Source organism: Marinomonas sp. PE14-40 (assembly GCF_051623805.1).
Classification (GTDB): domain Bacteria; phylum Pseudomonadota; class Gammaproteobacteria; order Pseudomonadales; family Marinomonadaceae; genus Marinomonas.
On the sequence record NZ_CP130700.1, the window covers coordinates 1,902,756 to 1,917,585 of the forward strand.

Below are 14,830 nucleotides of genomic sequence, written 5' to 3' on the forward strand. Positions count from 1 at the left end.
CAAGCACAGATTGTATCCTGCTTAATTGAAGGTATGATTACATAATTTTATACTTTGCTCATTTTAATTGAGCATAATACATAAAACCCACTATTCAGCGCCCAACACGAGCATAACAAGCCCATGATACATTTCAAAAAGTATGGTCAGAACAATGTCCCCCTAGTTGTGATTCACGGATTATTTGGTAACAGTGATAATTGGCATTCTATTGCACAATCCTTAAGTGAGCACTTCACCGTTTATTGTTTAGACTTACCCAATCATGGCAAATCAGACGCCTTAGAAAATGCCGCTTACGACATCATGGCAAACCATATCAACACCTGGATGCAAGCAGAAGGGATTGAGGAGTGCTTCTTGCTAGGACACTCTATGGGTGGAAAAGTTGCAATGCAGTTCGCTTCTCAATTTCCTAACAAGGTAACACGCTTAATCGTTGCTGATATCGCCCCTGTTGACTATGAATCAAGTCACCACAGCATCTTTGACGGACTTAAAGCCATTGATCTTAATCAGATCAAAAACCGCAAAGAAGCGGATACTATTTTGGCAGCGTATGTTGAAACCCTTGGTGTCAGACAGTTCCTATTAAAGAGCTTAATCAAGACAGATGCAGGCTTTGCTTGGCAAGTAGATATCGATAACCTCTTTAACAATTACACTCAAATCCGTGCGACTCCCCCTTTTGAAAAAGCGTATAAGGGTGAGACCTTATTTATAAAAGGTGAGAATTCAGACTATATTCAAGCTCAGCACAAGGATGCAATTTTACACTGGTTCCCTAAAGCACAAGTAAAAATGATACCCGCCACAGGACATTGGTTACACGCAGAAAAACCTTTGCCATTTACCAGTCTTGTTAAGCGTTTTTGTCAAAAAGCATAAAATTAATAAACACATTAAAGGGAGGCTCTAGCCTCCTTTTTATCACCCTTAGATGCCTAAGTTTTCTCACTAGTTGCATAATTGAACGAAAAAATAAGTCACTTAAAAAAGTGAATTTCTATATACTCTTGCCTCAATTATTTACAAGGAGTGTGGCATGAGTCAGCTTGGAGCAGAGTCAATGCAAAAACAAAAAATGTCGGCTAAAGAATTTACCGCATTAACCGCAGTGCTAATGTCCATTGTGGCAATTTCAATTGATGCCCTACTCCCTGCACTTGGCATGATTACCCAAGATCTGCAGATGGAAAACCCAAATAAAGTACAATTACTCATTGGCGCCTTATTCTTAGGTATGGCAAGTGGCCAACTTATCGCGGGCCCATTATCCGATGCCCTAGGTCGTAAGCCTGTCCTCTATACAGGTCTGTTTGTCTACTTTATTGGCACCTTGGTTTGTTTTTTCGCTCAAAGTTTTGAGGTATTACTTGCTGGCCGCATCATTCAAGGCCTTGGTGCAGCGGGTCCTTATATTTCGGCCGTATCACTAGTACGAGACCAATATGAAGGTCGAGAAATGGCTAAGGTCATGTCTTTAGTCATGATGATTTTTATTCTAGTGCCTGCGCTAGCACCCAGCCTAGGTGAGATGATTCTACTCATCACCAACTGGCATGGTATTTTCATTATGTATGGTCTTTACGCCATTATTATTTTGACTTGGATTAACTTTCGTTTAGAGGAAACACTTAAACCAGAACAGCGTATCCCCTTTACCAAAGCTGGTTTTATCGCAGGCTTTAAAGAAGTAATATCGAATAAGAGTACCGTCAGCCTAACGTTTTGTGCAGGCCTTATGTTTGGCTGCCTTATCGGCTATATCAGCTCGGCTCAGCAAATATTTCAAGTTCAATTTGAAACGGGAAAGCTGTTTAGTATCTATTTTGGCGGACTAGCACTCTTAGTTGGTGTGTCATCACTGGTTAATTCTAAGATTGTTGGACGCCTAGGTATGCACCTCATAAGTAAACGTGCATTTAGTGTCATCATACTTAACTCGATTATCTTTTTAATCGTTCAGTCTCTATTTGAAGTGCAACTTTGGATGTTCTTAATCTTTGCGGGAATTTTGTTTTTTTGCTTTGGTTTACTATTTGGCAACATCAACGCCATGGCAATGGAACCTATGGGTCATGTGGCAGGTATTGCTGCTGCAGTGATAGGTGCAATATCTTCTATCATGTCGAATATTGTCGGCACTAGCATAGGTCAAATGTACAACAATACCTTAGTACCTATGACAATTGCTTATATTCTCTTGTGCTCTCTTGCATTGGCACTTTTGTACTATGCAGAGAAAAAGACAAATCAGGCGAAACAAGCAGAGACGCTGGCAAACAACCATGCTTAAAGCCATACACCATGCAGCAATCATTTGCTCTAACTATGAAAAATCGAAACATTTTTATAGTCAGATATTAGGGCTTAAGATCATTGCAGAAAACTATCGAACTGAGCGTCGCTCTTATAAGCTTGATTTAGCCTTACCTGATGGAGGCCAGATAGAGCTTTTTTCCTTTGAAGGCGCGCCAGCAAGACCAAGCCGACCAGAAGCTCAAGGTTTAAGACACTTAGCCTTTGTGGTGGACTCTGTGACTGAGTATAAGGCTTACTTATTGAGCCAAGGTGTTGAGGTAGAAGATACACGGATTGATGAATACACAGGAAAATTCCAAGATCCGGATGGCCTTCCTCTAGAACTTTATCAAGCCTAATAAAAGCCTCAACAGACATTAAAAAAGGGATGTATTTGCATCCCTTTTTTAATAAAGCACTTAATTTGAAAACCAAGACCTAGACTGGCTTTTTAGCAACGCGATATTCATCGGCATAATAAGTGCCTAGCATACGAATCTCTTCCGAGAAGAAACGCAGCTCCTCTAATGCTGATTGCATTTCAGGTGCTTGAAAATGACTCTCTACATCGACATAAAACTGAGTCGCTGTAAACGCACCATTTACCATATAACTCTCAAGCTTTAGCATGTTAATACCATGTGTCGCAAAGCCACCCATAGCTTTATATAACGCCGCAGGTATATTACGTACACGAAACATAAAGGAAGTAATGTAAACTTGTTCAGGATCAAGTGGTGGTAATTTATGCTGTTTTGCAAACACCAAGAAACGAGTGGTATTCCCTTCTCTATCATTAAAATGTGACTTTAAAATTTCAAGTCCATATAACTCAGCAGCCAATTCTGACGAAATAACCCCCAATCCATCTTCGCCGGTTTCTGCTAAATGCTTAGCCGCTCCCGCTGTATCATACATAGCAAGGTTAGTGGCACCTAACGCCTTAATACCTTCATCACATTGAGCTAATGCTTGAGGGTGACTACCAATTTGCTTAATGTCTTCAAGCTTGGTACCTGCTTTTGCCATCAAACAGTGATTAACAGGCTCAAAATGCTCTTTCACCACATAGAGTTCTGTTTTACGTAATTCACGGTAAATCTCTTCGACCCGACCTGCCGTCGAGTTTTCAACCGGAATCATGGCATACAAGGCTTCACCCTGCTCAACCATCTGCATAGCTTGTGCAAATGTCGCACAATTGACCATTTTGGAATCTGGAAAGGTATGTTTACAAGCTAGATGAGAATAAGCACCGGGCTCCCCTTGATAAGCAACAATATGGCTGGCATCAAGGGCAAGTAAGGAATCTGGCATAGGTTAAATGTCTTCTACTGAAAATTTATAACTAAATGTGGGATAATCCCCTACAGTAACAAACAATCAAACTAAAGCAAGAGACTCGTTTAAAGCGACCTCTGACTCAGCTTAAAAGGTATAAAAAAACAAACATGATTAAGTGGGTTGCAATTAAACTAATCCGCGGCTATCAAATTCTGATTAGCCCTCTAATCGGCAGTAATTGTCGCTTTTACCCAAGCTGTTCCGCTTACATGATAGAAGCGATGGAGCGCTTTGGCTTCTTTAAAGGCCTTTATTTAGGGCTCAAACGGCTGGGGAAATGTCACCCTCTGCATGAAGGTGGAATGGATCCTGTGCCTGAAAAGAAGTGTTCCAAGCACAAATGTAAGTAATAAAAAGTTAACCTTGCGGCGTCACTTGCAACTTAAGCTCGCTGGCAATAAGTACAGCTTGTGTACGGTTATTAATACCCAGCTTTTTAAAGATGGCAGTAATATGCGCTTTAATAGTCGCTTCTGAAATATTTAGCTCATAAGCAATTTGCTTATTCAATAAACCCTCATGTAAGTAACATAAAACTCTATATTGAGAAGGTGTTAACTCAGATACGCGTTTAACCATATCTAAATCAGGTTTAGGTTGATTTAAGACCGCCTCTTTAAGGTGTTCAGGTAACCAAATTTCGCCCTCTAAAATCGCATTAATGGCGTTAGCAATATCAACTGGCTGACTCGTTTTAGGAATAAAACCCAACGCGCCTGCTTCTAATACTTTTGCCATCACACTGGTATCTTCTTCACCAGAGATAACCGCTACAGGCAGGTCTACAAAATCAGATCGAATGCGGATAAGACCATAAAGATCACCACTTCCCGGCATATTAAGATCTAACAGCAAAAGGTCCAGATCAGGGTTCGTGGCTAAAAAAGTAAGGGTACTATCAAGATCCTGAGTTTCATTAATCTCAATATTATCAAATAGCTCCGATAGCGCACCTTTTAAGGCACCACGAAACAATGGATGGTCATCAGCAATTAGCAGTGAATACATAAGTCCCTTCACCTTCTTTTTATTGTTTTATAAATAATAGGGAGCAAAAAACCGCGCTACCCTTATCTCAAAAGTGTAACACTAAAGAGAGTAAGAATAGAGCGGCCAGATTAGCACTAAGTCAGATAATTGATTTAAACACTCAATCAGATTATTGATTCAAGCGGTTTTTAATCAGGTCATCAACCACACTTGGATCCGCGAGTGTACTAGTATCACCAAGAGAGTCATGCTCATTAGCAGCTATCTTACGCAAAATACGGCGCATGATTTTCCCTGATCGTGTTTTTGGTAAACCTTGGCCTGCCCACTGCATCAAATCAGGTGTCGCAATTGGTCCAATTTCATCGCGTACAAATTGACGTATCTCTTTAGTCAAAGCGTCTGTAATCTCAACTCCATCCACCTGGCTTAAATAAACATATAAACCTTGTCCTTTAATATCATGAGGGTAACCAACAACGGCAGCCTCTGCTACCGCTGGGTGAGCGACCAAAGCACTTTCAATTTCAGCAGTACCTAGGCGGTGACCAGAAACATTGAGAACATCATCCACACGACCTGTAATCCAGTAATAATCATCTGCATCACGACGAGCACCGTCACCGGTGAAGTACATACCATCATAAGTACTAAAATAGGTCTGCATGAAACGTTCATGGTCCCCATAAACGGTACGTGCTTGAGAAGGCCAAGAATCCAATAAGACTAAACCACCTTCCACATCTTCGCCGTTAGCAGCAACAAAGTTTCCTTCACTATCTACTAAAGCCGGTTGCACTCCAAACAAAGGCCCAACACAAGAGCCAGGCTTCATATCTTTACCGCCGACTCTTGGCGTCATCATGATGCCACCTGTTTCTGTTTGCCACCAAGTATCAACAACAGCGCAACTTTCTTTACCCACTTTAGTGTAATACCACCACCAGGCTTCAGGGTTAATTGGCTCGCCAACACTACCAAGCACTCTTAGTGAGTCTCTATGGCTAGTTTGAATAGGCTCATCACCTTTAGACATTAGGGCACGGATAGCGGTTGGTGCGGTATATAAAATATTAACATTGTATTTATCAACAATACGCCCTACGCGGCCGCAATCAGGATAAGTGGGCACACCTTCAAACATGACGCTGCTGGTACCGTTAGCAAGTGGACCATAGACAATATAGCTATGACCTGTAATCCAGCCAACATCAGCAGCGCACCAATAAACATCATCTGGTTGTAAATCAAAGACAACTTCGTGAGACAAACTGGTATAAACCATATATCCACCAGTTGTATGCACTACGCCTTTAGGCTTACCGGTTGATCCTGATGTATAAAGAATAAAGAGAGGATCTTCGGCTTGCATAGGCTCAGCCGGACAAACAGGCTCACAAGAAGATACTAAGTCTTTCCAATCGACATCCAGTTTATCATTCCACTCCACCTCTTTTTGGGTATGAGGGAAAACAACAACATGCTCAACACTTGGGCAAGCATCATTTGCAACGGCAAGGTCTACATTGTGTTTAAGTGGGACTTTATTGCCTGCTCGTAAACCTTCATCTGCAGTTAATACAAGTTTTACTTCACAGTCATTAAGACGGTCAGCAATGGCATGGGCAGAGAAGCCGCCAAAAATAACCGTATGAATCGCACCAATACGAGCACATGCCAACATGGCATATACGGCTTGAGGGATCATAGGCATGTAGATAGCAATACGATCACCTTTAGTGACCCCTAACTTTTTCAGGCCATTTGAGAGTAAGGCAACTTCATCGTGTAATTGCTGATAGGTGATTTGCTCTGCTTCACCTTCAGAGTCACCTTCCCAAAAATAGGCGACCTTATTTGCTTTATCACCTAAATGTCTATCAATACAGTTATAACTTGCATTGAGTACACCATCTTCGTACCAACGGATATCCACATTATCACGCTCAAAGCTGGTGTTTTTTACCTTGGTATAATCTTTTATCCAATCGATTCGCTTACCTTGCTCGCCCCAAAAACCATCAGGGTTAGTAATTGATTCTTGGTACATACGTTCAAATGTTTCTTGATCTATGCCGACGTTCTTCTTGCTGGCACTTGGTACGGCAACTGTCAAAGGTTCCATTGATTTTGCTCCTGTTCTTAAATTTGTTATCAAGGATGCTGTCATCACTATATCTTTCTAAAGACTAAGAACCATTACACTTTAGTCTTAATCATTATTTTTATATTTAACCGACACTTAGAGTAAAACTTTAACGTATATTGCCTGTTCCTCACTTTTGACATCAAGGAAACTACCTCTATAAGTTTCATTAATAATAAAGATATCCTTCTAATTTCTTATATTTCATGAACTCACATACAAAAAAAGAGGCCTAAGCCTCTTTTTTAACATAGATTAATTCTTTACAAAACCCGACCAGCCTTTACAAAAAACGGAATAGTTACCTCACGCTTTTCTAAGGGTTCTTGCCACACTTTAATAATGGCATCCCAAGCATCAGCTAACACTTGCGTTGCATCCTCATGCTCTAGCGCTCTAATAGCAGACCAAGTTTGCATATAATCAAAAAGACGATAGGCATTCCATTTAAAGGATAATTCAAACTCAGGTACGTCCAACATTTCCAATGGAAAAGTCACATCGTCATATTGGTTCCATAAAGTTCTATTTTGCGCAGGCCAATGAGGTTTTAGTTTACTCATAATCTGACGATTAATAATGTCGTCTATCTCTGGACAAACACTTAACCAGCTATAACCCCAACAAGCAAAAATACCACCGGGCTTTAGTGTTCTTTTAACTTCAGGCCAGAACTTCTCTAGATCAAACCAATGTAATGCTTGGCCAACACAGATGGCGTCAAAGTGCTGGTCTGGATACTCACACACTTCAGAAGGAGAGACTTTATAATTTACTTTACGATGCGGGATGGCTTCCGCTATTTGTGATTCGCTTATATCTGTTGCTTCTACTTGCTCAAAATAAGCAGCAAGATCTATGGATACCTGGCCTGTTCCACAAGCACAGTCCCATACACACTGTTGATTTTTGACTTGGTTGGATAGCCATAGATAGAGCTCCGGCGGATAAGTCGGTCGCCCTTTTGAATAGACATCTGACGAAAAGTCAAAATAAGATTGCATCAACTCATTCCCTTAATAAATTCTTTAAATTACAGATAATTAGCTTAAAACGTCTTACTTACAGTCACTCCTAACTTTCTTAAAAGACAACAAGTACAATTTTAGTTTAATAAATTATAGTCATTAAGTACTGACTTAGCCTCTATCACACCCTTAACTTTATGGGCTTGCATACCTAGGCCACGGGCAGCATCAATGTTTATTTGGTTATCATCAATAAACAATATCTCTTGCGGTGTAACATTCAAGGCACTCAACACTTGCTGATAAATCGCCACCTCTGGCTTAGCAAACCCTAAATGATGTGAGGCAAAATAACTATCAAACTTACCTGCCAACGCCATCTCTTGCATCAACCTTGGCCAATGAGCTGCATTTGTATTAGATAAAATCCCTTTGTGGATATGAGGCTTAACCGAATCAATTAACGCTAATGCACCGTCAAACAGTCCCCTTGGCCACGCCGTAAATTCATCACAGAAGCGTTTAACCTGAACTGAATCAGGCCTATTGCCAGAGACCTCTTTAATCAAGCTTGTCGCAAAATCTGCTAACGCTATTTGACCCGTATCGAATGCCTTTACACTGGGTGATGCTAACCATTTTAACCAAGCATTCTTTTCATTATCATGACTCACTAACATGGTGTTTAATTTATCGGTTTCACCAAGGTCTACCAGCACATTCCCCAGATCAAAAAGTATCACTTTTACCATAAGAAACACCCACTAACATTGTGTTAATTCAATCAGTAAAAGACGCTAATTCATGTTAAATCATCTTAATAAAACTGATACTTTTTTCGTTTTCATTACCCCACTTTAACAAATAAATTGGCACCACATTATAAAAACCTTGTTTGTATATGGTTAAAATTTGTTTGAAAAAGCATCTTTTTGTCGACAATTATCATAAGCCATTTTTTGCCTACTCTTAAATTCATTACTACCATAACAAACTTAAAGTTACCTTTAGTCCTTGTTGCATAAGGCTTTCAGGGCATAAGCAATTTTTTGCCTAAGAGATAATTATCGCTATCAGCTGTTTTTTGCTCAATTGAGGTGTAATTCACTTCTCAAATCAAGAAAAAACAATTTATTTCTTACAAATCAAAAGGTTACAATTCTGGCATGAATATTGATATAAGTTATATCGAGTTTACACTCAGTATTCCCCCAATTAGGAGAAAAATAAAATGAAACTGGGCCTTAAAAAAATCAGCAAAAGCCTTCTAGGTTTAGCAAGCGCAACTGCCATCACTCTATCTGCAACCCACACAGTGGCAGCTGATAGCGACTACATTCTTGCAACAGCATCCACTGGTGGTACTTACTACCCTGTCGGTGTTGCTATTGCCACTTTAAGTAAAATTAAATTAGAGCCAAAGCATGGCATTTCACTATCTGCAATTAGCTCTGCAGGATCAGGTGAAAACGTTAAGCTGTTACGTGAAAATCAGGCGCAATTTGCCATCCTACAAGGTCTATATGGCGCTTGGGCTTGGAATGGTGAAGGTCGAGTCGCTAACTCAGGTAAACAAGAAGGCTTGCGTTCTATTTCAATGCTTTGGCAAAACGTTGAACATTTTGTCCTAAAATCTGATTTGGTAAAAAGCGGTACTGTTGCTGATTTGACCCAGTTAGAAAAAGGTAATAATAAATTTTCAATTGGTAAAAAGAACTCAGGTACCGAAGGTTCAGGTCGCCAATTACTATCAGGTTTAGGCATTGATGCAGACAAATTTAGCTTAGCTCACATGGGTTATGGCGGTAGTGCTGACGCCCTACAAAACGGCACAATCGATGGCATGAACATTCCTGCTGGTGTACCAGTAAGTGCTATTACTCGTGCTTATGCAGCTATGGGTGATAAAGTTCAAGTACTTGACTTTACTGATGCTCAAATGAAAGAAGCTAACGGTGATTACACTCTTTGGACTCGCTATGTTATCCCTGCAAACACTTATCCAGGACAAACAAAAGCGATCAATACGATTGCACAGCCTAACTTCTTAGCTTCTCGTTCTGATTTGCCAGAAGAAGACGTATACCTATTGACTAAAAGCCTATACGAAAACCTAACTTACCTAAGCGCGATCCACAAAGCGACTGCGGTTATGTCAATCGAAAAAGCGATTGCTGGCCTTCCTGTACCACTTCATCCAGGTGCTGCTCGTTATTACCGTGAACAAGGTATCAGCATCCCAGCTCATCTAGTGGCAAACTAGTAAAAAGCGAAACACGTACAGTAATACCTGAGAAATCTTAATTGGTATCTCATTCTCTCTAGGGGCTAGAATCAGCGCCTAGAGAGACTATTCTCTATTTTAAAATAAGTATTAAGCACTGTTCCTTATCTGATTAAACAGTCGCACCATAAGGTAAGTTGTTATGAGCTCAACCCAACCCCACATGGATGAAGAGACCCAAGCTAAATTAAAAGAATTTGAAAGTACCCACAGAAGCGGTACTGGCATCAATAGGGCGATTTACCTTATTGGTATTCTTATGGCTTTCTCCCATATCTACATTAATACCTTAGGCACCTTCCCTGAACTCTGGGTATCTGCATTCCATTTTGCTGGTTTTGGTATCATGTGTACCCTACTTACTCCAGCAAGCTCAAAGTTAACAAAATCAAAACTTGCCTTAGGTGTAGATCTAGTTTTGGTGGCCGCTCTTATATGTCTACCTATCTACATAATGTTATTTGAAGATGCTCTCTATGATAGAGGGGTGACCTTTGTCACGGGTGACTGGATAGCGTCAGCTGTTGCTGTTCTATTAGCACTTGAGCTCATTCGTAGAACCGCTGGCTGGTTTATTCCTGCTTTAATTTTTGTTGCGCTAACCTATGTCGTACTCTGGGGAAGCCTAATCTCTGGGCCTTTTTCATTCCCAGGATTAAGCTTAGAAACCTTGTTATACCGTAGCTTCTTTAGTACCGACGGTATGTTTGGCTCTATTTCTAGAATTTCATGGAGCTTTGTCTTCATGTTTATTTTATTTGGCGCTTTCCTTGTTAAATCAGGCGCGGGTGATTTTATTATCGAGTTATCCCGTGCGGCTGCCAGTAAAATGGTAGGCGGCCCAGGTTTTGTTGCTGTTTTAGGTTCTGGCTTAATGGGGTCAGTATCTGGTTCATCAGTAGCAAACACAGTGTCTACTGGGGTAATTACGATTCCATTGATGCAAAAGGCAGGCTTTCCAGCACGTTTTGCAGCAGGTATTGAAGCAGCAGCATCAACAGGTGGACAGTTAATGCCACCCGTCATGGGCGCTGGGGCTTTCATCATGGCTTCTTATACGCAAGTTTCTTATGTCACCATCATCAGTGTGGCTGCGATTCCTGCGCTACTTTACTTTTTATCCGTTGCCTTTTTTGTTCGAGTGGAAGCAAAACGCAGTAATGTTGTACAAACAATGGAAGATGGCGTATCAGCCATGTCAGTCTTAAAGCAAGGCTGGCACCATATTCTGCCATTGGGTGGTCTGGTAACCATGTTAATTCAAGGCTTTACACCCACCTATGCTGCAGGTTTCGCCATCTTAATCGTGATTGCATCATCTTGGTTATCTAAGACTCATCGCATGGGCGTAATCGAAATATTGGATGCCATGGCGCAAGGCGCGAGAAATATGTCGACCACCGCAGTGCTGCTAGTTGGCATCGGGCTTGTTGTCAATGTCATCAGTACCACAGGGGTGGGTAATACCTTCTCTTTGATGATCACAAGTTGGGCTGGCGGTAGTTTATTTTTTACCATCATACTGGTTGCTCTTGCTTCTTTGATTTTAGGCATGGGGCTCCCTGTAACAGCGTCTTATATCGTCCTAGGTACTTTATCGGCGCCTGCGCTTTATAACCTTATTGCCGAAAGCCAAATGTTGGAAATGCTAGCATCAGGTCAGTTACCTGAAACTGCACATGCTATCTTTATGCTGGTTGATCCAAGCGTTATCAGCCAATTGGGGCAAAGCATGCCAATCGAACAAGCCACACAGCTTCTTAGCCAAGTGCCAAGTGACTTTAAAGGCATGCTATACGAGCAAGCACTGGGTGCAGAAGCCATCGCTATGTTCTTAGTCACTGCCCACATGATTATCTTTTGGCTATCACAAGATAGTAACGTCACACCGCCTGTCTGCTTAACCGCATTTGCTGCTGCGGCCATTGCTAAAACACCACCAATGCGCACAGGTGTCACTGCATGGAAGCTAGCAAAAGGCCTTTATATCATTCCACTATTAATGGCTTATACCCCATTAATCGGCGGTGATGCAGAAACGCTACTGCGTCTTACGGTATTTGGCATTTTTGGTTTATATGCCTTTGTTGCTGTGATGGAAGGCTACTTAGAAGATAAGTTAAATCTAGTCAGTAGAGGCCTATTACTCTTCGCTGCCATTGCTATGTTATGGCCAGATTTGCATATAGGGCTACAATTTGTGGGCTTAGTCATTTTCTTAGCTGTCTTTATTTCAGGTAAACGCAGCTTTACTTTAAATCAAAACGAGCAACACGCTTAGCTCATCCATTTCGGCCACCTAAAACTTAGGTGGCCTTTCCTCTTTAATATTTCCCTATCACTTAGAATATCAACTCATATGGAAACAATTCATTTCCACCAGCCTAATTTATTCATGAATAAAGCTTAATTAAACTACTAAGACAGCTAATCAATAGGAATACAGCATGTCTTACTCAAGTTCTCAAACACACACAAACGCACAGAGCATGCCTTTTTGGGGGTTCGTCTGCTTAATGGCAATGATCTTCTCACTCTCTCCTCTTGCTATAGACATGTATCTACCCGCATTGCCTCAAATGGCTGATTTTTTTGAAACTCGTATTGATGCCATGGAAGCAAGTGTTGCTATCTATCTGCTGAGTTTTGCCTTAGGCCAGCTTGTGTTTGGTACCTTGGCAGACAAGCTGAATAAAACAAGCTTGCTCAATTGGGGGTTAATAGGGTTTGCTATCGCAAGCTTTATTGTGGCATTAAGTGATAACTTAACGGGGCTTTTTCTTGGCCGAGCTGCACAAGGTTTCTTAGGCGGGACTTCCGTCGTGGTATTTGCTCTTATTCAACAGAATTATGGTAAACAAAAAAGCAGCCAAATTATCTCTTATATTATGGCCGTTGTTGTTGTCGCTCCTATGGTTGCCCCTATGATAGGGAGCCAAATACTTGTTCACCTTGGCTGGCAGTGGATTTTCTTTTGCTTAGGTTTTTTTGCTTTTATCACCTTTTTCACACAACTTTTTATCAATAGCCAAGCAAGCTCAAGCAAAGCAGAGAAAGCAAGTTCCCCATCAAGCCAAACAACTGAGAATAAGGTACAAATCTCTCAAATTTTTAAAGGTTATAAATTCGTTTTAACAAACCCACTGACCTTAAGTTATATGTTTGCCGGCGCAGCGTCATTTGCTGGGCTATTTGCTTTTGTCTCGGGCTCCCCTTTTGTATATATGAGCCTGTATCAAGTAAGCCCACAAGACTACAGCTTATTAGTCGGGCTTAACGCAATCGCCATGATAAGTACTAATTTGCTCAATGCGAGACACCTTGGTCATATCGATCCAACCGTAAAGTTAATTTGGGCAGGGATTGGATTAGGTATCATAGGTCTCTACTTATTTATCGCAGCAAGTTTAGCTCTACCTTTACCTTATATTGTCCTTGGCGTTGTTCTTTATATGGCCATGCTAGGCTTTACCTCTGCCAATGCAATTGCAGGTGTCCTTTCAAGCTCAGGTCAATATGCAGGCCTAGCCTCTGGTCTTAATGGTGTTATGCAATTTGGTTTAGGCGCACTCGCCAGTGCCATTATCAGCTTTAGCAATAGCGTTAATAGCATGCCAATGACTTTTACGATGACTGCATCAGGTTTCATCACTTGTGTCTTTGCATTCGCACTTATCAAACAAACAAGGAAGGGAGTCTAATATGCGCCAGATAGCTCACATCATTGAACGTAAGGCAAGCCATCCCGCTTACATCAATCACAAAGTAAGGCATTTACTCGCGCCGTTTGTACTCTTTGATGCAGGGAAAGTGACGGGTAAAAACAGGTTAATGATAGACTGGCACCCTCATTCTGGCGTCGCCACAGTCACCATGCCCTATGATGCTAAGCTAATCCACCAAGATTCAATGGGGCATAAAGGGACGATAGAGGATCAAGGTCTACAGTGGATGGCATCAGGTAAAGGCATCTGGCATAAAGAGATCTATGAAGCGAATAATGAGCAGCAAGATATTGGTATAATGCAGCTTTGGGTACTCTTACCACCAAACGAAGAGGTTGCCTGTAGCCGTTACTTTAATCTTAAAAATAGTGACATTATTCAAACAGGTAACACACGCATCTTGCTAGGTGCTTTTCAAGGAGAACAAGCTTGTCACAAAATTAGCCAAGACATTAGCTATCTAGATATAAATCTAAAGGCAGGAGAGTCATGGCACTTTCAGCATGATACCCAAAGTCGTGGTTTTATCTACCCAAGAAACGGCACTCTTAAAGTTGGTACAACAGAGTTAAAGACCGAGCATTTAGGTCTATTAGAAGAAAACACTCAAATTTTAACCGTTACGGCAATCACAGATAGCCAATTTGTGCTGGCAGCAAGCGCGCCTTGGCCTCATAAAATAGTTCATCAATACGGACAAATGCATACGAACCTTCTTGCTTTAGATATTGCCAATGAAGAAATACGCCACCAAGCAAAACGTTTACAGCAAGCAGGAGGGCTAGGCTAACAAACTAGGCTTTTCTCAGTAAAAGCCTAGCAAACAATTCACTATATTATTAAAGTAGCATAAGCTGAAGGCGCTCTAGGCAAAATTTAACTGCCCTTCCTTTTGCTAACTCACCTTCCCTTTATATTTAACACAGGCATATGTCTCTCCCTACAACCCCCCCCTCTGACTTAGTGCGAATCAACTAATATTATGCATAATCTACTCTCTCTATTTTTGATTATTAGCACAAGGTGAAGTTAAGGTGAAAACACTTATTTTTCACCAGATATACTCCAC

General features: G+C 41.1%; 13 protein-coding genes. 8 read left to right on the forward strand and 5 right to left on the reverse strand.

Going from position 1 to position 14,830, the window contains the following annotated elements:
* Positions 1-123 precede the first annotated feature (123 nt).
* From Q0A08_RS08710 to gloA2, 3 genes are all read left to right on the forward strand, one after another.
* A complete protein-coding gene (locus tag Q0A08_RS08710) occupies positions 124-888 on the forward strand; it encodes an alpha/beta fold hydrolase (protein WP_438466360.1) in 765 nt (254 codons plus the stop codon).
* A 157-nt stretch (positions 889-1,045) separates the two neighbouring features.
* Positions 1,046-2,299, forward strand: a complete 1,254-nt coding sequence (locus Q0A08_RS08715; protein ID WP_438466362.1) for a multidrug effflux MFS transporter — start codon at positions 1,046-1,048, stop codon at positions 2,297-2,299.
* A complete protein-coding gene (gene gloA2, locus Q0A08_RS08720; RefSeq protein ID WP_438466363.1) occupies positions 2,292-2,663 on the forward strand; it encodes an SMU1112c/YaeR family gloxylase I-like metalloprotein in 372 nt (123 codons plus the stop codon). Before Q0A08_RS08715 ends, gloA2 begins: the two co-directional genes overlap by 8 nt.
* A 79-nt stretch (positions 2,664-2,742) precedes the next feature.
* On the opposite strand, the gene Q0A08_RS08725 is transcribed toward gloA2, so the two are convergent.
* On the reverse strand, positions 2,743-3,621 hold the full coding sequence (locus tag Q0A08_RS08725) for a prephenate dehydratase (RefSeq protein ID WP_438466365.1): 879 nt from the start codon (positions 3,619-3,621) through the stop codon (positions 2,743-2,745).
* Positions 3,622-3,755: 134 nt separating this feature from the next.
* On the opposite strand from Q0A08_RS08725, the gene yidD reads away from it, so the two are divergent.
* On the forward strand, positions 3,756-3,998 hold the full coding sequence (yidD, locus tag Q0A08_RS08730; protein ID WP_438466367.1) for a membrane protein insertion efficiency factor YidD: 243 nt from the start codon (positions 3,756-3,758) through the stop codon (positions 3,996-3,998).
* A 7-nt stretch (positions 3,999-4,005) separates the two neighbouring features.
* On the opposite strand, the gene Q0A08_RS08735 is transcribed toward yidD, so the two are convergent.
* From Q0A08_RS08735 to Q0A08_RS08750, 4 genes are all read right to left on the reverse strand, one after another.
* A complete protein-coding gene (locus Q0A08_RS08735; protein ID WP_438466369.1) occupies positions 4,006-4,656 on the reverse strand; it encodes a LuxR C-terminal-related transcriptional regulator in 651 nt (216 codons plus the stop codon).
* A 151-nt stretch (positions 4,657-4,807) separates the two neighbouring features.
* A complete protein-coding gene (gene acs, locus Q0A08_RS08740) occupies positions 4,808-6,763 on the reverse strand; it encodes an acetate--CoA ligase (RefSeq protein ID WP_438466371.1) in 1,956 nt (651 codons plus the stop codon).
* 284 nt (positions 6,764-7,047) lie between these two features.
* A complete protein-coding gene (locus Q0A08_RS08745) occupies positions 7,048-7,788 on the reverse strand; it encodes a class I SAM-dependent methyltransferase (RefSeq protein WP_438466373.1) in 741 nt (246 codons plus the stop codon).
* 101 nt (positions 7,789-7,889) lie between these two features.
* Complete coding sequence (locus tag Q0A08_RS08750; protein ID WP_438466375.1) at positions 7,890-8,504, reverse strand: HAD family hydrolase; 615 nt, start codon at positions 8,502-8,504, stop codon at positions 7,890-7,892.
* A 479-nt stretch (positions 8,505-8,983) separates the two neighbouring features.
* On the opposite strand from Q0A08_RS08750, the gene Q0A08_RS08755 reads away from it, so the two are divergent.
* From Q0A08_RS08755 to Q0A08_RS08770, 4 genes are all read left to right on the forward strand, one after another.
* The gene (locus Q0A08_RS08755) at positions 8,984-10,015 is read left to right on the forward strand and encodes a TAXI family TRAP transporter solute-binding subunit (protein WP_438466377.1); all 1,032 of its coding nucleotides are present in this window, start codon (positions 8,984-8,986) and stop codon (positions 10,013-10,015) included.
* A gap of 163 nt (positions 10,016-10,178) precedes the next feature.
* A complete protein-coding gene (locus Q0A08_RS08760; protein ID WP_438466379.1) occupies positions 10,179-12,317 on the forward strand; it encodes a TRAP transporter permease in 2,139 nt (712 codons plus the stop codon).
* Positions 12,318-12,483: 166 nt separating this feature from the next.
* A complete protein-coding gene (locus Q0A08_RS08765) occupies positions 12,484-13,737 on the forward strand; it encodes a multidrug effflux MFS transporter (protein ID WP_438466381.1) in 1,254 nt (417 codons plus the stop codon).
* 1 nt (position 13,738) lies between these two features.
* Complete coding sequence (locus Q0A08_RS08770; protein ID WP_438466382.1) at positions 13,739-14,551, forward strand: pirin family protein; 813 nt, start codon at positions 13,739-13,741, stop codon at positions 14,549-14,551.
* Positions 14,552-14,830 lie beyond the last annotated feature (279 nt).

Coding starts and splice junctions, on each gene's coding strand:
- Q0A08_RS08710 (WP_438466360.1), top strand. CDS start 124: ATGATACATTTCAAAAAGTATGGTCAGAACAATGTCCCCCTAGTTGTG.
- Q0A08_RS08715 (WP_438466362.1), top strand. CDS start 1,046: ATGAGTCAGCTTGGAGCAGAGTCAATGCAAAAACAAAAAATGTCGGCT.
- gloA2 (WP_438466363.1), top strand. CDS start 2,292: ATGCTTAAAGCCATACACCATGCAGCAATCATTTGCTCTAACTATGAA.
- Q0A08_RS08725 (WP_438466365.1), bottom strand. CDS start 3,621: ATGCCAGATTCCTTACTTGCCCTTGATGCCAGCCATATTGTTGCTTAT.
- yidD (WP_438466367.1), top strand. CDS start 3,756: ATGATTAAGTGGGTTGCAATTAAACTAATCCGCGGCTATCAAATTCTG.
- Q0A08_RS08735 (WP_438466369.1), bottom strand. CDS start 4,656: ATGTATTCACTGCTAATTGCTGATGACCATCCATTGTTTCGTGGTGCC.
- acs (WP_438466371.1), bottom strand. CDS start 6,763: ATGGAACCTTTGACAGTTGCCGTACCAAGTGCCAGCAAGAAGAACGTC.
- Q0A08_RS08745 (WP_438466373.1), bottom strand. CDS start 7,788: ATGCAATCTTATTTTGACTTTTCGTCAGATGTCTATTCAAAAGGGCGA.
- Q0A08_RS08750 (WP_438466375.1), bottom strand. CDS start 8,504: ATGGTAAAAGTGATACTTTTTGATCTGGGGAATGTGCTGGTAGACCTT.
- Q0A08_RS08755 (WP_438466377.1), top strand. CDS start 8,984: ATGAAACTGGGCCTTAAAAAAATCAGCAAAAGCCTTCTAGGTTTAGCA.
- Q0A08_RS08760 (WP_438466379.1), top strand. CDS start 10,179: ATGAGCTCAACCCAACCCCACATGGATGAAGAGACCCAAGCTAAATTA.
- Q0A08_RS08765 (WP_438466381.1), top strand. CDS start 12,484: ATGTCTTACTCAAGTTCTCAAACACACACAAACGCACAGAGCATGCCT.
- Q0A08_RS08770 (WP_438466382.1), top strand. CDS start 13,739: ATGCGCCAGATAGCTCACATCATTGAACGTAAGGCAAGCCATCCCGCT.